Source organism: Arthrobacter sp. Soil761, assembly GCF_001428325.1.
Classification (GTDB): Bacteria; Actinomycetota; Actinomycetes; order Actinomycetales; family Micrococcaceae; genus Arthrobacter.
In genome coordinates, this window is sequence record NZ_LMSF01000012.1 from 229,095 (window position 1) to 247,872 (window position 18,778).

Consider the following 18,778-nt stretch of genomic DNA (forward strand, 5'->3'; position numbering starts at 1 on the left):
GCCACAAGCCTATGTGCCGGCTAACCGATCCAGGCACCTTCCGCCAGGATCGCCGAGACGGGCTGCCAGGCAACCAGCCACGCTCCGGCAACCAGGAGGGTGAACAAAGCAATCCAGACTCCGGAGGGGACGGAGGTGGCGCGGTACAGAAGGTAGGCGTCGGAGCTGCCAAGGCTTCCGCGACGCCGGATGTGGACGTTCGTGAGTTTGAGCAGGTCACGGACAGCAGCCACCAGGAGTGCAAGACCGAAGATGACGGCCACATGCCCCACGACTGGCGCCGGTGCAAGGAAGGTAAGGGCAGCCGCGCCGGCGATGGCGGCGGCAGTGATGATGAAACCGGCAAGGTTGCGGAGGAAGATCAGCGACGCGGCCAGGACCAACAGGCTCACGGCCATGGCAGCCGGGCCCCACCCGCCAAGGCCGCAGCAGACGAAAGCGGCACCGACCATAGCCGGTACCGGATATCCCCAGAAGCAGGACCATGCTGCTGCAAGCCGGCTCCTGCTGTAAGTGGTGGTGGTTCCGGAATGGTCAAGCCTGAGGCGGATTCCCGACAGCCGCTGACCGGACGTCAAGGCCGCGAACGCGTGACCCAGCTCATGGGTGGTGGTAGCGAGGAGCCCGAAGTAGCGCCAGCTGCGGCGGGGTATGGACAGACCGATGGCTGCCGCCACGGACAACAGCATCTCGATCCAGGTGACGTTGGGTACGTTTGCCTGCGCGAACGCCGCACTGAAGGTGTTCCACAAGCTCGCGGAGCTGTCCAACATTGCCTCCTGGCTGCCGGTTGGCGTCGTAAATGTCCTACTCCAACGCTACGCACCCCAGCTGGGCGAAGGCTTAAAGTCGAAAGGCACGCCCGTTGCGGCGTGCCTTCGGCGTTGGTGGGACGTGCGAATCGCTGCCCGAAAGGTTCCCGACTAGCCTTCGCACTCAGTGCAGTAGCTGTGGCCGTCTTTTTGACGGGCGATCTGGGACCGGTGGCGGACCAGGAAGCAGGAATAGCAGGTGAACTCATCCTCAGCCTGCGGGATGACCTGGACTACGAGCTCCTCAGCGACGAATTCGCCGCCAGGGACGCCGGCGCCGTCCAGTCCGTCAGCCTCGTCCAACTCCTGCACAACACTGCGGGCGTCGGGAGCATTTGCTGACTGGAGCTGCTCGAGTGAGTTGTCCTGCGATTCCTTGACGTCGGAACGCAGTTCATCGTAATCGGTTGCCACTTTAGGTGCTTCTCTTTTCTTTGATTGGCTGTCGGGTATGAAACGTACAGCATCGGGAGGGTATTCCCCAACAGTGAGCGTGAATCCGCCGCCTATTGGGTAAAGGTCCTAAGGAGCAGCCGCACGTTCCAGGAGCGCATTGCGGCCGCGTGGGCAGTGGGGGGACTGGGTACTGGTCCCCCTGCATGACGGAAGGGGCAGTGTGTGGAACAACTCACCGCAGAGTTCGGCGGTGCAGGACAAATCGGCGTGGGCGTCGGTCCTGTGCTGGAGAAGTTCACCGACGTGTCCAGGATTGTCATCCTGCGCGGCGGAGGATTGGGCGACCTGATTTTCGCCATCCCGGCCATGGCGGCACTGAAGGTGGCTTATCCGGGATCAACCATCACGCTGCTGGGAACACCAATCCACAAGGCGCTGCTGGAGGCGGTGAAAAGCCCCGTGGATGAGGTGGTGGTCCTGCCTTTCGCCGAAGGAGTCAGGCCTGGGCAGGAAGAGGCAGCTGAACTGGACCGTTTCTTTGCCGACATGCGGGGCCGCACCTTCGACCTGGCTGTCCAGCTTCATGGCGGCGGCCGCTATTCAAACCCCTTCCTGCTAAGGCTCGGCGCCCGTCATACCGTCGGGACCCGGACTGCCGATGCAGCCAGCCTCGAGCGCACCGTCCCCTACCTTTACTACCAGCACGAACCACTCAGGGCTTTGGAAGTGGCCGGGTTCGCTGGTGCCTTCCCGGTCGATCTCGAAGCCCGGCTGGCGCCCGCCGGCGGGGGAGCCGCACACGAAGCCCTAGACGGCGCCGCCGGCCAGCCGCTGGTGGTGATCCATCCCGGCGCCACCGACCCCCGCCGTCGTTGGCCTGCTGACAAGTTCGCCGAACTTGCCGCTGCCTGCGCAGCGGACGGCTCGCGGGTGGTCATTATCGGTGACAGCAGCGAGCAGGACCTCGCGGAGGCGATCGCGGCCCGGGCCGGATCGGCGGCCGTCGATTCCGCAGCCGGCGCACTGGACATGGCAGGGCTTGTGGCCCTGCTGGCGGAAGCCGGCGTTGTGGTGGCAAACGACAGCGGTCCACGGCACCTTGCCCAGGCCCTGGGCGTTCCCACGGTCGGCATCTTTTGGGCCGGGAACGCGATCAACGCCGGAGCGCTGGGCAGGAGCCTGCACCGCGTGCATGCCTCCTGGGTGACGGCATGCCCCACGTGCGGGATAGACGTGACCCAGGTTGGCTGGACGGCACCCCGCTGCGCCCATGACGATTCTGCGGTAGCGGGCATCGGGGTGCCGGAGGTGTACGAGGATGTCCGCAGCCTCACCGCCACGGCCTACGCAAAGCAGGACGCATGAGCGGCACCGGGACGGCGGGCGTTGCCACCGATCCGCTTCCCGCTGACGGCAAACCGGAATTACTGGTCCTGCGCGCCCTGAAGCTTGGCGACCTGCTGGTGGCCGTACCTGCCCTGAAGGGTATCCGGCGGGCGTTTCCCGAACACCGGCTGCGCTATGCGGCGCAGGGATGGCTGGCAGAAGCTTTGGGGCTGGTGGGCGGTTATGAGCTGTTCCTTACGCATGGGCTGGACGAGCCGCTGGCGATGGAACCCGGCGTAGTGGACGTTGCCGTCAACCTGCACGGCAGCGGCCCGGAGAGCCAGGGAAGGATTGAGGCGCTGAAAGCCAGGCATACGGTTGGCCACCGAAGCGCCCACCGGGACGGCCCGCCGTGGCGGCCGGAACTGCACGAACGCGAACGCTGGGTAAAGCTCCTGGAGTGGCATGGCATCGAGGCGGATCCACTGGACGTAAAGCTGAATACGCCGCATGTCCCCAGCCCCGTCCCCGGTGCGACAGTCCTGCATGTCGGGGCCGCCTATGGCAGCAGGCTGTGGCCGGCGGACCGCTTCGCGGCGGTGGCAGCGGCCCTCGCGGAAGCCGGCCACCAGGTGGTTTTCACCGGCGGCGCAGGGGAGAGGGAACGCGCTGACGAAGTGTGCCGCCTTGCGGGGCTCCCGGGGACCACCGTCTTGGCCGGCGTCCTGGGCCTCGGAGAGTTCGCGGCCACCATCGCCGCCGCACGCCTGGTGGTTTCCGCCGACACGGGCGCCGCCCACCTGGCATCCGCTTACGGCACTCCTTCCGTGGTGCTTTTTGGTCCGGCCCCACCCGAAATCTGGGGTCCGCCCCCTGGGCCCCATGTGGTCCTGACCCGCACGGAGCTGCGGCGCGGGGACACGTTCGCGGCGCAGCCGGACCCCGCGCTGCTGGCAATCCAGGTGCCCGACGTCATGGCTGCGGTCAGGGGGCTGGGCCTGCTGTAAGCGCTGCGGATTTGCGCCCCATAGTGTGGGTCTGCAGGGGTCGGCTTGGGTCCCGGGGGCCTAAAATTGTGTGCATGAGCACTGAGCTGGAAATTGCCTTGGTGTTGGGGACGGCGTTGTTGTGGGTCATCGTGGCGCTGACCATCCTGTCTGCCATTGACCGGCCCGAAAGGAAGGCGCGCCGGCAGGAACGGCGCGACCTCCGGACGGAGAAGCGGCGGATCGAGTATCGCCCCGTCGCAGCGGGTTCCCATCCCCAAGGACGGGACCGGCACTCGCGTAGGCTGCACCCGCATTGACGACGGCGGGACGTGCCCGGGTGCATCGGCGTGGAGCACCCGGCCGGCATACCGCACCCGGCCTGGCGCCCGCCGTCGTCCGTTGACGGTGTTGCGCTGCTGCCTGCCAGTCAAGTCTTGACGGGCTTCTTCGGAACCCTGACACTTTCCCGATGGGAGTAAGCGAAGAGTTGCGGGCACTGACTGACGTGGTGGACCGGCTTGCGGCAAGGTTTCCCGCACTGCCCCGCGAACGCATCGAGGATGTGGTGCAGCAGGAGCACAGCCTGCTGGATGCAGGCAGGGTCCGCGCGTTCGTACCGGTCCTGGTTGAACATGCTGCCAGGGACCGCCTGGCCAGGTGAGGCCCAGGGGCTTTTCAGGGTGCCGGCGTGACGTCGATAAGCACTTTTCCGATGGTTCCCTGTTCCACGGCATCGTGGGCCGCCGCAGTGTCCTCAAGGGTGAACCGGGTAAGAGGCAGGCCATGTTCCTCGCCCACCCGAAGGGCACCTGCCGCGAGTGCCGCGGCAACGCCGGCTACCGCGTTCTCTTTCTGCCCGTCCGTGACCGTGTAGGTGAGGATGAATTGGTAGCGGACGTTCTTGGTCATGCTTTCGCGGATCGGAACCGTGAGCGATTCTCCGGGGTTGGCCGCGTAAATCGAGATGGTCCCGCCAGTCTTGAGAACGTGCAGGTCGGCATCGATGTTCGCCGGCGCGTTGACGTCCACGATGATGTCCACCCCACCGGGCGCTGCCTCCTGAACGGCGCGGACGACGTCGTCCTTCCGATAGTTGATGACCGTCCCGGCGCCTGCGCGGCGGGCGAGTTCGGCTTTCCGTTCTCCGCTGACGGTTGTGATGACGGTAGCACCGGCCCACCGCGCCAGCTGGATGGCAGCATGGCCCACGGCGCCTGCACCGCCGGTGACCAGCACGGTTCGACCCGCCAGGGCGCCGGGCGAGAGCCTGGCCGGACCGTCCTCATTCGATGTCAGGGCACGGTGGGCCGTGAGGGCCGGAATCCCGAGCGAGGCGCCGGTGTCAAAGGATTCGGCGTCGGGAAGTGCCACAACTTTGTGGGCCGGCACCACGACGTACTCCTGCGCCGTACCTTCGTTGCTGCCCCACGCCACGTCCCAGAGCCAGACACGGTCGCCGTGGCTGAAACCCGCCACCTCTGCGCCCACTTGGTCGATAACGCCGGCTCCGTCCTGGTTGGGAACCTTGGTGACGTCCAGTTTCCTGCCACCCGTTCCGGTACGAGACTTCCAGTCCGTGGGGTTCACGCCGGACACCACCAGCCGGACCCGGACCTCACCGGGACCTGGCTCCGTCAATGGCCTGTCCTGGAGCTGCAGCACCGAGGAGGGACCCGTTGCCTGGTACACGATTGCCTTCACGTCTTCTCCCATGTCCGGATGCTCATCCCTTACCGCTCCAACCTAACCGCTAGAAGCGGTCCGTGCCGCGGAGACCCCGGGGGCGGCCGTCCGGATCGACGATGAAGCGGTAGACCGGATCCGCCCAGAGGCGATGGAGTGGCCGGACGGGTTGCGTGGCATGGTGGCGCACCTGCCCTGGCGGTCGGGGCGTACTGCGGCCGGCCCGGTGCCACTGGTCCAGGGCATCGGCGGTGCTGTTCCACAGCTCCAGTCCTGCGGTGGTGGCCTGGAGCTGTGGGTCGTCCAGCTCCAGGCCCAGGTGTTCGGCCCAGAGCTGGAGCCTCAGCTCCGTGGCGAGTGGCCGGGTGGGCAGGGTGCCGGAGCCTGCAGGCAGCATGCCGTCGGCGGATGCGTCCATCACGGCGCAGGTGAGCTCACTGTCAGTGGTCCAGGAGCGCCGGTTGAAGTTGTCTGATCCGCAGGTGAACCAGGTGTCGTCGATGATGCAGATCTTGGCGTGGACGTAAATCGGGGTTCCCTGGCTGTTTTCCAGGTCGAATATGCCCACCCTGTCCGGCGCGGCCCGGCGGAGCATGCCGATGGCGCGCAGTTGCCCCAAGCGCTTGGGCGGTCCACTGAGAAAGCCATCAGTGTCGGGGTACCTGGGAACCACGATGATCACGTTCAGCCCGGGGTTGTGTTGCAGGGCGGCTGCGATCCCCGCTGCCACCTCTGTTGACCACAGATACTGGTCCTCGATGTAGATGAGCGAACGGGCCTGGGCGAACGCCTTTGCATAAGCCTTCGCTATGGTCCGTTCTCCGTGTGGGGCGAAGGGGAATGGCGGATGCTTCAGGCCGTAAGTGCGCAGCAGCTGCACGGCGTGCGGGCCTGCCGGAGGTGGGGGAGGAGCGGACTCGGGGAGCGGCTTGGGGTGCCTGGGCATCCGGGCCAGGCGCTGCAACAGCATCCGGTACGGGGTCCGCCGGTCCAGCGGGTGGGGATCGTTCCACCGTTCAGCGAATACGGCCAGCACATCTGCAACGACCGGGCCGCGCAGCTCAAGGGCGGCGTCGTGCCATGGGGGCCTCTGCCCGTAACGGGAATCCATCTCCACTGCCTGGGGGTCTCCCGCATGGCCGGCGTCATCACGGCGGCTGTGTGAGAGGTCCAGTCCCCCCACGAACGCCACATCGAGGGAAGGATCGGTACGCCGGCGGATGACCACCAGTTTTTGATGGTGCGAGCCGAAGAGGCGGACGCGCTGATCCAACAGTGCCTCCCCGCCGGAGTCGTTGATCTTCCGGCTGAGAAGTTCGTTGGAGCGGCCACTGATAGGGGCCGACACGCGCTCACCATGGGATCTCCAGACGAGGCCCCGTACCTCCACGCCGGACCGGGCCAGCCCGGCGAGCTTCGCGCCAATGGTCGTACCGTTCGCCTCCAACTGCTCATCGGCATCGCCACGCCAGTCGGTGAACCATACCTGGTCTCCCGCCTGCAGCGCAGACAGCTCCTCATGCAGCCTGGAGAAGTATGTTGCTCCGTGAATCAGGGGACGTACCAGGTTTCCTTCAGACCAGGGGCCGGATTCCGTACCAGCCCCTTGGACGTCGGAGGCAGGGTTTCCCCGCTCAGCCTGATTCAGAAACCACTTGCCAACCATGCTGTCCACGTGGCGCTCCTTCCGGGGCCCGGGGGCAGGCCACTGCGTTTCCAAACTAACCTACGCCCGTGCGTTTACCTCCGCCCCGTGCAGACGGCTCCAGACAGATTGAAACCAGCAACGCTCCACTGCCACGTCGGGAATAGGCTTGGGCAAGATCCTCCCTGCTGCAGTCCACTCGGCGGCGGCAAGCACCGGCGCGATGCGCAGGGCGGGATAAGGCCGCTCCAAGAGCCACGCCGTACCTACAGCTCAATCACCAACCAGCTCCATAACCAACGAAGGAATGAGTCAGGTCCATGTCACTGAAGGAAAAACTGAAGGGCGATGTCATCGTCCACATGAAGGCCGGCAACAAGCTGGGCCTGACCACTGTGCGCAACGTCCTGGGCGAAATCGAAACGCGGGAGAAGTCCGGCAAGACGCCGGTCGAGCTCGACGACCTGCAGGTCACGGCGCTGCTGCAAAAGGAAGCGGCCAAGCGCCGGGACACCGCCGCCACGTATTCGGCGGCCGGTCACGATGACCGGGCGCAGGCAGAGATCGCCGAGGCTGAGGTCATTGAGGCCTACCTGCCCAAAGCGCTGACCCGCCAGGAAGCCGAAGCCATAGTGGACGAGGTTATCGCCGGCCTGAAGGCGGACGGAACCGAACTGACGATGCGTTCCATGGGCACAGTGATGAAATCAGTAACCCCCAAAATCGGCGGCCGCTTCGACGGCAAGGCCATCAGCGAGATCGTGAAGGCCCGTTTGGCGTGATGGCATTCCCCTGGGCGTTTCCCCGAACGGCCTGCCGTCCCTGGAAAGTCATCGGGCGCCGCGTTGGGTTACAGCGCGCGCCTGACGTCCTGCAGGGGGTATGGGCTGGCGGCGGTTGGGGGGCGGCATCCGGTCTCAGAGATGCCATGGCCGCCGGCCCTGTCCCCATGTATAAGACCCTGCCCCAGCGGCAGGATCTTGTCCTTAACGGTAAAACCCGTTCCTAAATGACAGCCCACGTTGGCCGCAAGTTTCGCTCAAGACTGGCACGCAGTAGCCGCCGCGGTTATAACTTCCGGAACGCCCCTGCGCGCTCAGTGCGGCAAACGCCTTCGGCCCGAAGCTCCGGCCCGGAATCAGCACAAAGAAAAACACCCCGGTCCGAAGACCAGGGTGTTTACGGTGGTGACTCTACTCACCACTCTTGTGCGCGGAGGGGGACTTGAACCCCCACCCCCTTTCGAGGACTAGCACCTCAAGCTAGCGCGTCTGCCATTCCGCCACCCGCGCAGGTGGTATTCCGGGAAGCGTGTGCGCTTTTCAGCGTTTCGCGCCTCTCCGAAGCAGCGAGAAAAACTCTAACATGACTTTCCGGGAACAACGAATCGAGCCAAGTAGGTAGGCTGAGGGCAGCGATTCAGCTCGTGCCAACCAGTCATTCCCTACCAAGGAGCCACCAATGCCTGACGTCCTGCCCGAGGATGAAGTTGTCCGGATCTGCCAGGAACTCATCCGGATCGACACCTCCAACTACGGCGACGGGTCAGGACTTGGGGAGCGGGCGGCAGCAGAGTATGCGGCAGGCCTTATCGAGGAAGTGGGCCAGGAGGCGGAGATCTTCGAATCCGCCCCTGGCCGCGCCAACGTCGTGACCAGGATGGCAGGGGAGGACCCTTCCGCCAGCGCCCTGGTGGTCCACGGCCACCTGGACGTGGTCCCCGCCCTGCGTGACCAGTGGTCTGTGGACCCGTTCGGCGCGGAACTGAAGGATGGCCTGATCTGGGGCCGCGGCGCCGTCGACATGAAGGACATGGACGCCATGATTCTTTCTGTGCTGCGGGGTTTTGCCCGGGAGGGCAGGAAACCCAAACGGGACATCATCTTCGCGTTCTTCGCTGACGAGGAAGCCGGCGGCGTCTATGGCGCACGTTATGCCGTGGACAACCGCCCGGAACTTTTCGAGGGCGCCACGGAGGCCATTTCGGAGGTGGGTGGCTTCTCGGCAACAATCGGCGGCCAGCGGACCTACTTGCTGCAGACGGCGGAGAAGGGCATCTCGTGGCTGCGGCTGGTGGCCCACGGCCGGGCCGGCCACGGCTCGCAGATCAACACGGACAACGCTGTCACGCGCCTCGCCGCCGCCGTAACCCGCATCGGCGAATACAAGTGGCCCATTGAACTCACGCCCACCACCCGCCAGTTCCTTGATGGAGTGACCGAACTCACCGGCGTGGAGTTCGACGCCGACAACCCGGAGCTCTTGCTCAACCAGCTTGGCACCGTGGCCCGGTTCGTCGGCGCCACCTTGCAGAACACCACCAACCCCACGCTCCTCAAGGGTGGTTACAAGCACAACGTCATCCCCGAGTCTGCCGAGGCCCTGGTTGACTGCCGTACGCTGCCGGGCCAGGAGCAGCAGGTCCTTGAGATCGTGCGCGAGCTTGCCGGCAGTGGAGTGGACGTCAGCTACGTCCACAACGACGTCTCGCTGGAGGTCCCGTTCGCCGGCAACCTGGTGGACTCGATGATTGATGCCCTCCACAAGGAGGACCCCGGTGCAAAAGTGCTGCCCTACACACTGTCCGGCGGCACGGACAACAAGTCGCTCAGCCGCCTGGGCATCACCGGCTACGGCTTCGCGCCCCTGATGCTCCCCGAGGAGCTGGACTTCACCGGCATGTTCCATGGCGTGGACGAACGTGTGCCGGCGGACTCCCTCAAGTTCGGTGCCCGGGTGCTGAACACCCTGCTCACCAACTACTGAGGGGACCTGCCGTGACTCCAGAGGACCTGCTGCCGGACGGGCTCCTGGAACGCATCCGCGGCCGCGCCGCAGGATACGACCGGGACAACGCCTTCTTCCACGAGGACCTGCAGGAGCTTGCGGCTGCAGGGTACCTGAAGCTTTTCATTCCAGTGCCCGACGGCGGCGCGGGGCTTGGGCTCGAGGCGGCAGCGCAGTGCCAGCGCAGGCTGGCAACGGCGGCCCCTGCCACCGCGCTTGCCGTCAATATGCACCTGGTGTGGACCGGCGTCGCGCACGTCCTCGCAGCCCGCGGCGACCACTCCCTGGCCTTCGTGCTCGAGGAGGCGGCGCAGGGCGAGGTCTTCGCGTTCGGCAATTCGGAGGCCGGCAACGACTCAGTCCTCTTCGACTCACGGACCGCGGCCACACCTTATCCGGACGGAAGCTACTCGTTCACCGGGACCAAGATCTTCACCAGCCTCTCGCCGGCGTGGACCCGGCTGGGGATTTTCGGAAAGGACGCCGCAGCCCGGGACGGTTCCGGGGAACTCGTCCACGGGTTCATCAACCGTGAAGCGGCCGGCTACCGGATCATGGACGACTGGGACACCCTGGGCATGCGCGCAAGCCAGTCCGCCACCACTGTCCTTGATGGTGCGACCGTTCCGCCGGACCGGATCTTCCGCAAGCTGCCCGTGGGTCCCAACGCCGACCCGCTGGTGTTCGCGATTTTCGCGTGCTTCGAAAGCCTCCTGGCCGCCGTCTACACCGGATTGGGCGAACGGGCGCTGCACGTGGGTGTAGAAACTGTAAAGCGCCGCACGTCTTTCAAGAACGGCGGACGCAGCTACGCGCAGGACCCTGACATCCGCTGGAAAGTTGCTGAGGCAGCCATGGCCATGGACAACCTCTACCCACAGCTCAGGGCTGTCACCGCCGACGTCGATGCCCTGGCCGACCACGGGAACCAGTGGTTCCCCAAACTGGTGGGTCTGAAAGTGAATGCCACCGAAACGGCGCGGCGCGTTGTGGACCTGGCCATCCGCGTCAGCGGGGGATCGAGCTACTTCAGGGGTTCGGAACTGGAACGGCTCTACCGCGACGTGCTTGCCGGCATGTTCCACCCCTCCGACGACGAGTCTGCCCACAACACGGTGGCCAACGCCTGGCTGGGCCCGCTGGAGGACTAAACGGTCCGCTGGATCACACGACTCCTAAACGGTCCGCTGGACCTGCATCACCCGGCGCCGCAGCCAAAAGCGCCTGCCGCCGCCCACGTACAGCTTGCTGCGTTCCAGTTCCCACTTGCCGTATTCGGAGTGTTCCACCAGGCGGCGGCGTGCCTCCGGCAGGGAATCATCAGGGCTGACGGTTAGCACGAGGTACTCGTACTGCCGCAAATAATCCCGTTCCCGCTGGACCGAGCTGGTGAGAAATTGTTCCTTCATTTGCTCTCCATTTTCGTCCTTTTCCGGCTAACGTGAAGTCATGAGCATCGATCCGCGTGTCGCGCTTTCGTCCCTGACCACCGCTTTGGAAGAACACCTTATAGCAGCATCGAACCGCCGCGGGGACGGTGACCCCTCCGTTGAGGCAGCTTTTTTCGCAGTGGCCGATGCCTTCGAAGTTTACGAGGACGCGCTGTACGAGGCCTACAACGAGGTCACCCCGTTGCAGGTCTTTGACGACGAGGACGAAGAGGACGAGGAAGCCGACGTGGACGAGGACGAGGACCTGGAAATCGTCGAGGAATAGCCGCGCCGGGGCAGGAACTCAGAAGGCGGCGGAGACATCCTCCAAAGCCCGCGCAATCTGCGGTGGCAGCGGTGCGGGCTGGACGTCCAGGAGTTCCTTCAACTGCACCGGCGTGCGGGCGCCGACAATGGCGGTGGCAACTCCCTGCTGTGACAGCAGCCATGACAGTGAGACGTCCTGGGGAGTCCGGCCCAGGCCGTTGGCCGCCATGCATACCGCATCCACGATGCGCGACGGCTTCTCCTCCAGGTAAGGCTCCACGTAGGCCGATTCGCTGGCCGACGCCCCGCGTGACCCGGCGGGGATGCCGCCGCGATACTTCCCGGTGAGGACGCCGCGGCCCAGCGGAGCCCACGCCATCAGCCCAAGCCCGGCATCCTCCGCGGCAGGGATCAGTTCCGCCTCCGCCGTCCGCTGAAGGAATGAATATTCCGCCTGGACGGCAACCAGGGGCACACTGCTGGTGGCTGCGGCCTTCGCAGCCTGCCAGCCCCTGAAGTTCGAAATTCCGGCGTACCGCGCCCGGCCGGTGCGTACCGCAAATTCCAGCGCAGCCAGCGTTTCATCGAGGGGAACGTTGCCGTCCCAGGCCTCAGCAAACCAGAGGTCCACATATTCCGTGCCCAACCTGGCCAGGCTCGCATCAAGTCCGGTGAGCATCGCATTGCGTGACGTGTCCACCGCGCGCCGCCCGTCCGGCGTCGTCATCCCTGCCTTGGTGGAGATGGAAATTTCGGTGCGGGACACCACATCACCCAGGAGTGAGCCAAGGATGGCCTCCGAGCCCCCGCCCGCATACGACGCCGATGTGTCCACGTGCCGGCCGCCCGCATCAAGGAAGGTACGCAGCAACTCGGACGCGTCCTGTTCGTCAGTTTCCCCACCCCAGGACCGGGTGCCCAGGGAGAGGGCGGAAACTCGCAATCCACTGTTGCCGACGTAACGCTGCTGCATAGCAGCAAGCTTACGGGCAGATGCACCACCGCCATGCCGTAGGGTCTTAGCGTGAACTGGTTTGAAGCGGCCCTGCTGGGCCTTGTGCAGGGACTGACCGAATTTCTACCTATTTCATCGAGCGCACACCTGCGGATCGTGGGGGAGTTCCTTCCCAACGCGGAGGACCCGGGGGCGGCCTTTACGGCCATCACCCAGCTCGGCACGGAGACCGCCGTGCTGATCTTCTTCTGGCGCGACATCGTCCGGATCGTCAAAGCCTGGGCCGGCTCCCTCACCGGCAAGGTGCCGCGGCAGGATCCCGACGTCCGCATGGGCTGGCTGGTGATCCTGGGCAGCCTGCCCATCATCGTGCTGGGCCTGCTCTTCCAGGACCAGATCGAATCGGTACTGCGCAGCATGTGGATCGTGGCCACCATGCTGATCGTCTTCGGGCTCTTCCTCGCCGTGGCCGACGCCGTGGGGGCCCAGAAACGGGACCTGGCGCACCTGACCTACAAGCACGGCATCCTCTATGGGCTGGCCCAGGCCCTGGCACTGATTCCCGGCGTCTCCCGCTCCGGAGGCACCATTACCGCGGGCCTGCTGATGGGCTACACGCGCGAAGCCGCCGCACGGTACTCCTTCCTGCTCGCCATCCCCGCGGTCTTCGGCAGCGGGTTGTACCAGCTCTACAAGGTGGTGACCAAGGAAGGCATCTCCGGCCCGTTCGGCCTGCCGGAAACTGCCCTTGCCACCGTGATCGCCCTGGTGGTGGGCTATGTCATCATCGGCTGGTTCCTGAAGTTCGTATCCACGCGCAGCTACCGGCTCTTTGTCTGGTACCGGATCTTCCTGGGGCTGGCCCTGTACCTCCTGCTCGGTTTCGGCGTCATCAGCGCCTAGGACTAGGCTTGGCTTGTGAAATCCTGGACTTCCCGCCCCGTTCCTGCCCTGCCCGGAAACATGCCCGTCATCCGGCTGTTCGATACCGCGGCAGGCCGCGAAGTGGCGCTGGAACCGGAAGCACGGCCGTCCATGTACGTCTGCGGCATCACTCCCTACGACGCAACCCACATGGGCCACGCCGCCAGTTATGTGGCCTTTGACCTGCTGAACCGCGCGTGGCGGGACGCCGGCAGCGAGGTCTCCTATGTGCAGAACGTCACGGACGTGGATGATCCCCTGCTGGAACGCGCCACTGCCACCGGAGTCGACTGGCAGGACCTCGCGGCGGAGCAGGTTGAACTTTTCCAGACGGACATGGAGGCGCTGAATGTCCTGGCGCCGGACCATTACGTTGGCGCCGTGGAGTCGATTGGCCTCATCGTCCCCGAGGTGGAGCGGCTGGTCAGCCTGGGGCTGGCCTACCAGGTTCCCGGCAGCAACGGGGAACCCGACGGGGATGTCTATTACGACGTCGAAGCGGCCGGCAAGCAGTCAACGGCACCTGATGCCTGGTCCCTGGGATGCATCTCCCACCTTGGCGAAAGCACCATGCTGGAGCTTTTTGCCGAACGCGGCGGAGACCCGGGCCGCGCCGGGAAGCGGCAGGCCCTTGATCCGCTGCTGTGGCGGGTGGAACGGCCCGGCGAGCCAAGCTGGCCCGGTGGAAGCCTGGGCGCGGGCAGGCCCGGCTGGCACATCGAATGTACAGTGATCGCCCAAAAATACCTGCCCTCGCCCTTCACGGTGCAGGGAGGCGGTTCGGACCTCATCTTCCCGCACCATGAGATGGGTGCCGGCCATGCATACTCGTTGGCCGGGGTACCGCTTGCCCGGCACTACGCACACGCCGGCATGGTGGGGCTCGACGGGGAGAAGATGAGCAAGTCCAAGGGCAACCTGGTGCTGGTCTCCAGGCTTCGCGCCGCCGGTGAAGACCCGGCAGCAATCCGCCTTGCCATCCTGGCCCACCACTACCGTTCCGACTGGTCCTGGACGAATGAAGGCTTCACCGCTGCCAAGGCAGACCTTGCAGCGTGGCGGAAGGCCCTCGACCACGCCCCGGAAGGTTCGGGCCGCGAACTGCTGGCCGACATGCGGGCGGCGCTGGCAGCGGACCTCAACGCGCCCGCCGCAGTCGCCGCAGTCTCGCGCTGGGCACGTTCAGCGAACGACGGCGGTGCTGCCGCCAGCCCCGCCGACAGCAGCCTGGTCAGGGACGCGGTGGACGCCCTTCTTGGCATCCGGCTCTAGGCTTCGGCTCCACGTCAGCAAACAGACAGGGGCCGGGCCGGGATTCCTCCCGGCCCGGCCCCTGTCCCTTTTAATGTCAGGGCCGGTCCTGGCCCCGCCGCTTCAGGTACCGCTCAAATTCGCGGGCAATGGACTCGCCGCTGGCCTCAGGAAGGTCGGCGGTGTCCTTGGCTTCCTCCAGCTGCCGGACGTAGGCAGCAATTTCCGGGTCCTCGGTGGCCAGCTCGTCGACGCCGCGCTCCCATGCGTCCGCCTCCTCCGCCAGCTCGTGGGTGTCCAGCGGCACCTGCAGCAGTTCCTCGATGCGGTGCAGCAGGGCAAGCTGGGCTTTGGGGGAGGGGGCCTGTGCCACGTAGTGCGGCACCGCGGCCCACAACGATACGGTGGGGAGCCCGGCCAGCAGTGCCACCTCGGACAGGACCCCCACGATCCCCACCGGGCCTTCGTACTGCGAGGCTTCCAGGTTCATGCGTTCCCGGAGCTGGGCGTCATCGGACGACGTGCTGACCGGAATGGGGCGGCTGTGCGGAACATCCGCCAGCAGTGCACCCACCAGCACCACGTAGTCCACTTTCAAAGCCTCTGCATGGACCAGCAACTCCGCGGTGTAAGCGCGCCATTTATAGGACGGCTCGGTTCCCTGCACAAAGATGACGTCCACGTTGGAGTTGGGCGCCGAGGCTTTGTAGATCCTGGTGGAAGGCCATTTGATCTTGCGTTCACCGGCAGAGTTCCTGCGGACCGTGGGGCGCGTGAACTGGAAGTCGTAGTACTCGTCCGCATCAATGGATGCGACTTTCTTGCCACCCCACAACTTGTTCAGGTACCGCAGCGAATCGCTGGCCGCCTCTCCGGCGTCGTTCCACCCTTCAAAGGCGGCAAGCATTACGGTTACGCGCTGTCCGTCAGCCACCGGCTGCAGGAACCGTTCCCGCTCGGGTCCGGCACCTTGTTCGGCGGTGTCTCCCTCGAAGCTATTCATTTCTTCACCCTACGTCCAAGGTGCGCACTCGTGCATGGAATGAAGCGCCGCAAATCGCCGCTAACCGGCGCAAAGGGCACCCCGCCTGCGTCATATTCGCCAAGGGCGTAGCCCACAGCCTCCGCCCAGCCACGCCCCGTAGACTGGCGTCATGCGATTTCCTGCCACCGGTTCCCCGCTCAAAGCTGTCCTATGGGACATGGACGGAACCATCGTGGACACCGAGCCATACTGGATTGCCGCGGAGCGTGCCCTGGTGGAGGCCCATGGCGGCACCTGGAGCCACGACCAGGCCATGCAACTGGTGGGCCAGTCACTGACGTTCTCCGCCGGCCTGCTCCAGCAGGCAGGCGTCGAGCTGGAAATCCGCGAGATCATCGACGCCCTGACCGCCCAGGTCATCAGCAGCGTCCAGCAGCAGGTGCCATGGCGCCCAGGCGCCCGGGAACTCCTCGAAGAACTGCACCTGGCAGGCGTGCGCTGCGCCCTGGTCACCATGTCCGAGGGGCCGCTGGCCCGCCAAGTGGTGGCCAGCCTTCCCCGCCCCTACTTTGAAGTCCTGGTCACGGGTGACACCGTGACCCAGGGCAAACCGCACCCCGAGGCCTACCTGACCGCCGTCGAACTGCTCCAGGAAAGCGATCCTGATCTCGGAATCCACCACTGCGTTGCCCTCGAGGATTCCGTACCGGGCGTGGCCGCGGCCGTAGCCTCCGGCGTCGCCACGGTGGCTGTCCCGCACATCGTTCCACTGCCCGACGACGGCAGCTACGCACTCTGGGACTCCCTGGCCGGCCGCGGCCTGGTGGAGCTTGAAGCCCTGCTCCCCGGGGCGCAGGCAACGGTGCCGGCCACCACCGCCGCTGGTGACTCCCGTGGCTGATCCAGGCACTCAGCGGGACACCGAACCGGGCACCCCGCCGGGCACCACGGGACGACGCCGTGACGGCATCCCGCTGGGACGCATTGCCGGCGTTCCTGTCGTGCTTGCTTACTCCTGGTTTGTGATCGCGGCCTTCACCGTCATCGCGTACGGGCCCGTGTTGGCGCGGAACAACCCCATGCTGGGCATGAGCGCCTATCTCGTGGCCTTCGCCTACGCCGTCCTGCTCCTGCTCTCGGTGCTGGTCCATGAACTCGCGCACGCCCTCACGGCGAAAATCTACGGATGGCCCACCCAGAAGATCGTCCTCAACCTCTGGGGCGGGCACACCCAGTTCGAGAGCTTCACGTCTTCCCCCGGCCGGTCCGTCCTGGTGGCGTTGGCCGGACCGGCGGCCAATTTTGTCCTCGCCGGCGGAGCCTGGCTGGTCCTGGGCACCAACAGCCTGGGAAGTGTCGCCGAGATCCTGACGAACATCTTCATGTGGGCCAACTTCCTCATCGCCGTCTTCAATGTCCTGCCGGGCTTGCCGCTGGACGGTGGGCGCATTGTCGAATCCATCGTGTGGAAGGCCACCGGGAGCCAGGCGAAAGGAACCGTGGCAGCCGGCTGGGGTGGGCGCATCATCGTCCTGGCGATCGCTTACTGGTTCCTCCTTCGCCCCTACCTCGCCGGCGACCAGCCGGACTTCAGCCTCCTGATGATCACCATCCTGGTGGGCGGCTTCCTGTGGATGGGTGCCTCGGCTTCCATCCAGCAGGGCACGCTGCGGGCACGGCTGCCGCTGGTCAGCGCAGCGGGATTGTCGACGCCGGCCGTTGGGGTGCCTGCCTCGGGCACTGTCCGTGACGCCCTCCGCCTGGCGGCAGAAGGAACGAAGTCCGTGGTGGTGTGCGGACCGGACGGCCGGCCGCAGGGTGTGGTGGACCCCGGCGCATTGGCCTCGGTGCCCGACGCCGCAGCCGATTCGACGCCAGTCACCGCCATTTCGTTTCCCTTGGCTGCGGGAGCCTATGTTCCCGAGTGGTCCAAGGGGCAGGAGCTGATCCAGTTTCTTTCGCAGGTTGAGGGACGGCACTACGCAGTGGTGGACCACAATGGCAAAGTCACCGGGCTGCTCACCCAGGACGTTGTCCTCGCGGCCATCACAGGGAGGCGCCAGCGCACCGATAGGCACCCGCAGGGCCAGAACCGGTAGAGTTACCTGCCGGTCGTGCATTGCCGCCGCCAGGGGCCACAATATCCGTGGGCACTTTGGCCGCGGCACAAAAGGTTTACAGGAGCGAGGAACATCATGAGCAGCGAAACTGCCGTCAACGACGCCACCGGAGCAGCGCAAGCCGGTGCTGCCGCCAGCGGCTCGCAGCCGGTGGGAGCCGCCCGTCGCCGCGGCCCCTTCAGGGAAGGCGAGCGTGTCCAGCTCACCGACGAACGTGGCCGCATGAATACCATCACGCTTGAACGCGGTGGCGCCTTCCATACGCACCGGGGCTTCCTGAACCACGATGAGATCATCGGCAAGGTGGACGGCTCCGTTGTGGTGAACAACGTCGGCCAGCAGTACCAGACCCTGCGCCCGCTGCTGTCCGACTTCGTGCTGTCCATGCCGCGCGGCGCCGCCGTGGTCTATCCCAAGGACGCCGGCCAGATCGTGACCATGGCGGATATCTTCCCCGGGGCCCGCGTGGTGGAGGCCGGCGTCGGCTCCGGTGCCTTGTCCATCTCCCTGCTCCGCGCCGTGGGGGACAACGGCTACCTGCACTCCTTCGAGCGGCGTGAAGAGTTTGCGGACATCGCCCGGGGAAACGTGGAGACCATCTTCGGCGGCCCGCATCCTGCATGGCAGATCTCGCTCGGCGACTTCCAGGAGGAAGTGGTCAAGGCTGAAGAGCCCGGCTCCGTGGACCGCGTGGTCCTGGACATGCTGGCGCCCTGGGAATGCCTCGACGCCGTCGCCACCGTGCTTGCGCCCGGCGGCGTCTGGATCAACTACGTAGCCACGGTCACCCAGCTCTCCCGTACGGCCGAGGCGATCCGCGCCGACGGCCGCTTCACTGAACCTGACGCCTGGGAATCGCTGGTCCGCGGCTGGCACCTTGAGGGTCTCGCGGTCCGGCCGGACCACCGGATGGTGGCCCACACCGGGTTCCTGCTGGTCACCCGCCGGCTCGCCGACGGTGTGACGGGCATCTCGGTCAAGCGGCGGCCGTCCAAGACCGAATTCAACGAAGAGGATGTCAATGCCTGGACTCCCGGTGCTGTAGGGGAGCGGGCGGTGTCAGACAAGAAGCTGCGGCGGGCAGCCCGGGACGCCATCGCCGGAACGAATGTGGTGGACACGCCCGAGGTTACGAACTAGTCCACATTTCGGGAGTCTCCATCCCTACCCGGCATCTTGGGACTAATGTCTTAAGAGAAGCGCAGGAA

20 protein-coding genes and 1 tRNA gene are annotated in these 18,778 nt (G+C 65.7%); 13 read left to right on the top strand and 8 right to left on the bottom strand.

Annotated features, from left to right (window positions below):
• Positions 1-20: 20 nt before the first annotated feature.
• The gene (locus tag ASG79_RS09165; protein ID WP_018771140.1) at positions 21-773 is read right to left on the bottom strand and encodes a M50 family metallopeptidase; all 753 of its coding nucleotides are present in this window, start codon (positions 771-773) and stop codon (positions 21-23) included.
• A gap of 150 nt (positions 774-923) precedes the next feature.
• Positions 924-1,226, bottom strand: a complete 303-nt coding sequence (locus tag ASG79_RS09170) for a DUF4193 domain-containing protein (protein ID WP_018761323.1) — start codon at positions 1,224-1,226, stop codon at positions 924-926.
• A gap of 204 nt (positions 1,227-1,430) precedes the next feature.
• On the opposite strand from ASG79_RS09170, the gene ASG79_RS09175 reads away from it, so the two are divergent.
• The 4 genes from ASG79_RS09175 to ASG79_RS09190 all read left to right on the top strand — a co-directional run bounded on the left by ASG79_RS09175 (position 1,431) and on the right by ASG79_RS09190 (position 4,184).
• On the top strand, positions 1,431-2,573 hold the full coding sequence (locus tag ASG79_RS09175) for a glycosyltransferase family 9 protein (RefSeq protein WP_056390331.1): 1,143 nt from the start codon (positions 1,431-1,433) through the stop codon (positions 2,571-2,573).
• On the top strand, positions 2,570-3,541 hold the full coding sequence (locus tag ASG79_RS09180; protein ID WP_056390334.1) for a glycosyltransferase family 9 protein: 972 nt from the start codon (positions 2,570-2,572) through the stop codon (positions 3,539-3,541). Before ASG79_RS09175 ends, ASG79_RS09180 begins: the two co-directional genes overlap by 4 nt.
• Positions 3,542-3,615: 74 nt before the next feature.
• Entirely contained in the window at positions 3,616-3,840 is a 225-nt protein-coding gene (locus ASG79_RS09185; RefSeq protein ID WP_018771137.1) for a hypothetical protein, read from the top strand.
• Positions 3,841-3,992: 152 nt separating this feature from the next.
• Positions 3,993-4,184: a three-helix bundle dimerization domain-containing protein gene (locus ASG79_RS09190; protein ID WP_018771136.1), complete on the top strand. Its 192-nt coding sequence runs from the start codon at positions 3,993-3,995 to the stop codon at positions 4,182-4,184.
• Between the two features lie 14 nt (positions 4,185-4,198).
• On the opposite strand, the gene ASG79_RS09195 is transcribed toward ASG79_RS09190, so the two are convergent.
• Together ASG79_RS09195 and ASG79_RS09200 are read right to left on the bottom strand one after the other, a co-directional pair.
• The gene (locus ASG79_RS09195; RefSeq protein ID WP_056390820.1) at positions 4,199-5,224 is read right to left on the bottom strand and encodes an NADPH:quinone reductase; all 1,026 of its coding nucleotides are present in this window, start codon (positions 5,222-5,224) and stop codon (positions 4,199-4,201) included.
• 49 nt (positions 5,225-5,273) lie between these two features.
• Positions 5,274-6,872, bottom strand: coding sequence for a phospholipase D family protein (locus tag ASG79_RS09200; RefSeq protein WP_056390822.1), 1,599 nt, complete (start codon positions 6,870-6,872; stop codon positions 5,274-5,276).
• A 299-nt stretch (positions 6,873-7,171) separates the two neighbouring features.
• Between ASG79_RS09200 and ASG79_RS09205 the strand changes: the two genes are divergently transcribed.
• The gene (locus ASG79_RS09205; RefSeq protein WP_056390337.1) at positions 7,172-7,633 is read left to right on the top strand and encodes a GatB/YqeY domain-containing protein; all 462 of its coding nucleotides are present in this window, start codon (positions 7,172-7,174) and stop codon (positions 7,631-7,633) included.
• A gap of 427 nt (positions 7,634-8,060) precedes the next feature.
• On the opposite strand, the gene ASG79_RS09210 is transcribed toward ASG79_RS09205, so the two are convergent.
• Positions 8,061-8,143, bottom strand: a tRNA-Leu gene (locus ASG79_RS09210).
• A gap of 169 nt (positions 8,144-8,312) precedes the next feature.
• Here ASG79_RS09210 and ASG79_RS09215 point away from each other — a divergent pair.
• Positions 8,313-9,617, top strand: coding sequence for a M20/M25/M40 family metallo-hydrolase (locus ASG79_RS09215; RefSeq protein WP_056390340.1), 1,305 nt, complete (start codon positions 8,313-8,315; stop codon positions 9,615-9,617).
• Between the two features lie 11 nt (positions 9,618-9,628).
• Positions 9,629-10,789, top strand: a complete 1,161-nt coding sequence (locus tag ASG79_RS09220) for an acyl-CoA dehydrogenase family protein (RefSeq protein WP_056390344.1) — start codon at positions 9,629-9,631, stop codon at positions 10,787-10,789.
• 24 nt (positions 10,790-10,813) lie between these two features.
• Here ASG79_RS09220 and ASG79_RS09225 read toward each other — a convergent pair whose 3' ends face one another.
• Entirely contained in the window at positions 10,814-11,047 is a 234-nt protein-coding gene (locus ASG79_RS09225; protein WP_018771130.1) for a DUF5703 family protein, read from the bottom strand.
• A gap of 40 nt (positions 11,048-11,087) precedes the next feature.
• Here ASG79_RS09225 and ASG79_RS09230 point away from each other — a divergent pair, with 40 nt between their 5' ends.
• Positions 11,088-11,354 carry a hypothetical protein gene (locus ASG79_RS09230; RefSeq protein WP_018771129.1) on the top strand — a complete coding sequence of 89 codons (267 nt, stop codon included), beginning with the start codon at positions 11,088-11,090 and terminating at the stop codon, positions 11,352-11,354.
• A gap of 18 nt (positions 11,355-11,372) precedes the next feature.
• Here the strand turns inward: ASG79_RS09230 and ASG79_RS09235 are convergent, their stop codons facing one another.
• Positions 11,373-12,308: an aldo/keto reductase gene (locus ASG79_RS09235; RefSeq protein ID WP_018771128.1), complete on the bottom strand. Its 936-nt coding sequence runs from the start codon at positions 12,306-12,308 to the stop codon at positions 11,373-11,375.
• Positions 12,309-12,359: 51 nt separating this feature from the next.
• Here ASG79_RS09235 and ASG79_RS09240 point away from each other — a divergent pair, with 51 nt between their 5' ends.
• Both ASG79_RS09240 and mshC read left to right on the top strand, forming a co-directional pair.
• Positions 12,360-13,193, top strand: a complete 834-nt coding sequence (locus ASG79_RS09240) for an undecaprenyl-diphosphate phosphatase (RefSeq protein ID WP_018771127.1) — start codon at positions 12,360-12,362, stop codon at positions 13,191-13,193.
• A gap of 15 nt (positions 13,194-13,208) precedes the next feature.
• A complete protein-coding gene (gene mshC / locus ASG79_RS09245; protein ID WP_056390347.1) occupies positions 13,209-14,486 on the top strand; it encodes a cysteine--1-D-myo-inosityl 2-amino-2-deoxy-alpha-D-glucopyranoside ligase in 1,278 nt (425 codons plus the stop codon).
• Between the two features lie 76 nt (positions 14,487-14,562).
• Here the strand turns inward: mshC and ASG79_RS09250 are convergent, their stop codons facing one another.
• A complete protein-coding gene (locus ASG79_RS09250; protein ID WP_018771125.1) occupies positions 14,563-15,468 on the bottom strand; it encodes a PAC2 family protein in 906 nt (301 codons plus the stop codon).
• Between the two features lie 151 nt (positions 15,469-15,619).
• Here ASG79_RS09250 and ASG79_RS09255 point away from each other — a divergent pair, with 151 nt between their 5' ends.
• From ASG79_RS09255 to ASG79_RS09265, 3 genes are all read left to right on the top strand, one after another.
• Positions 15,620-16,351 (top strand): HAD family hydrolase, encoded by a 732-nt coding sequence (locus ASG79_RS09255; RefSeq protein ID WP_056390350.1) that lies wholly within the window; start codon positions 15,620-15,622, stop codon positions 16,349-16,351.
• Entirely contained in the window at positions 16,344-17,549 is a 1,206-nt protein-coding gene (locus ASG79_RS09260; protein ID WP_018771123.1) for a site-2 protease family protein, read from the top strand. Before ASG79_RS09255 ends, ASG79_RS09260 begins: the two co-directional genes overlap by 8 nt.
• A 96-nt stretch (positions 17,550-17,645) precedes the next feature.
• Positions 17,646-18,710 (top strand): tRNA (adenine-N1)-methyltransferase, encoded by a 1,065-nt coding sequence (locus ASG79_RS09265; RefSeq protein WP_018771122.1) that lies wholly within the window; start codon positions 17,646-17,648, stop codon positions 18,708-18,710.
• The last annotated feature ends 68 nt before the right edge of the window (positions 18,711-18,778 follow it).

Excerpts from the sequence above, each read along its gene's own strand:
- ASG79_RS09225 (WP_018771130.1), bottom strand. The coding sequence starts at position 11,047 with ATGAAGGAACAATTTCTCACCAGCTCGGTCCAGCGGGAACGGGATTAT.
- ASG79_RS09185 (WP_018771137.1), top strand. The coding sequence starts at position 3,616 with ATGAGCACTGAGCTGGAAATTGCCTTGGTGTTGGGGACGGCGTTGTTG.
- ASG79_RS09250 (WP_018771125.1), bottom strand. The coding sequence starts at position 15,468 with ATGAATAGCTTCGAGGGAGACACCGCCGAACAAGGTGCCGGACCCGAG.
- ASG79_RS09255 (WP_056390350.1), top strand. The coding sequence starts at position 15,620 with ATGCGATTTCCTGCCACCGGTTCCCCGCTCAAAGCTGTCCTATGGGAC.
- ASG79_RS09205 (WP_056390337.1), top strand. The coding sequence starts at position 7,172 with ATGTCACTGAAGGAAAAACTGAAGGGCGATGTCATCGTCCACATGAAG.
- ASG79_RS09200 (WP_056390822.1), bottom strand. The coding sequence starts at position 6,872 with ATGGTTGGCAAGTGGTTTCTGAATCAGGCTGAGCGGGGAAACCCTGCC.
- ASG79_RS09180 (WP_056390334.1), top strand. The coding sequence starts at position 2,570 with ATGAGCGGCACCGGGACGGCGGGCGTTGCCACCGATCCGCTTCCCGCT.
- ASG79_RS09235 (WP_018771128.1), bottom strand. The coding sequence starts at position 12,308 with ATGCAGCAGCGTTACGTCGGCAACAGTGGATTGCGAGTTTCCGCCCTC.
- ASG79_RS09230 (WP_018771129.1), top strand. The coding sequence starts at position 11,088 with ATGAGCATCGATCCGCGTGTCGCGCTTTCGTCCCTGACCACCGCTTTG.
- ASG79_RS09215 (WP_056390340.1), top strand. The coding sequence starts at position 8,313 with ATGCCTGACGTCCTGCCCGAGGATGAAGTTGTCCGGATCTGCCAGGAA.
- ASG79_RS09165 (WP_018771140.1), bottom strand. The coding sequence starts at position 773 with ATGTTGGACAGCTCCGCGAGCTTGTGGAACACCTTCAGTGCGGCGTTC.
- ASG79_RS09190 (WP_018771136.1), top strand. The coding sequence starts at position 3,993 with ATGGGAGTAAGCGAAGAGTTGCGGGCACTGACTGACGTGGTGGACCGG.
- ASG79_RS09265 (WP_018771122.1), top strand. The coding sequence starts at position 17,646 with ATGAGCAGCGAAACTGCCGTCAACGACGCCACCGGAGCAGCGCAAGCC.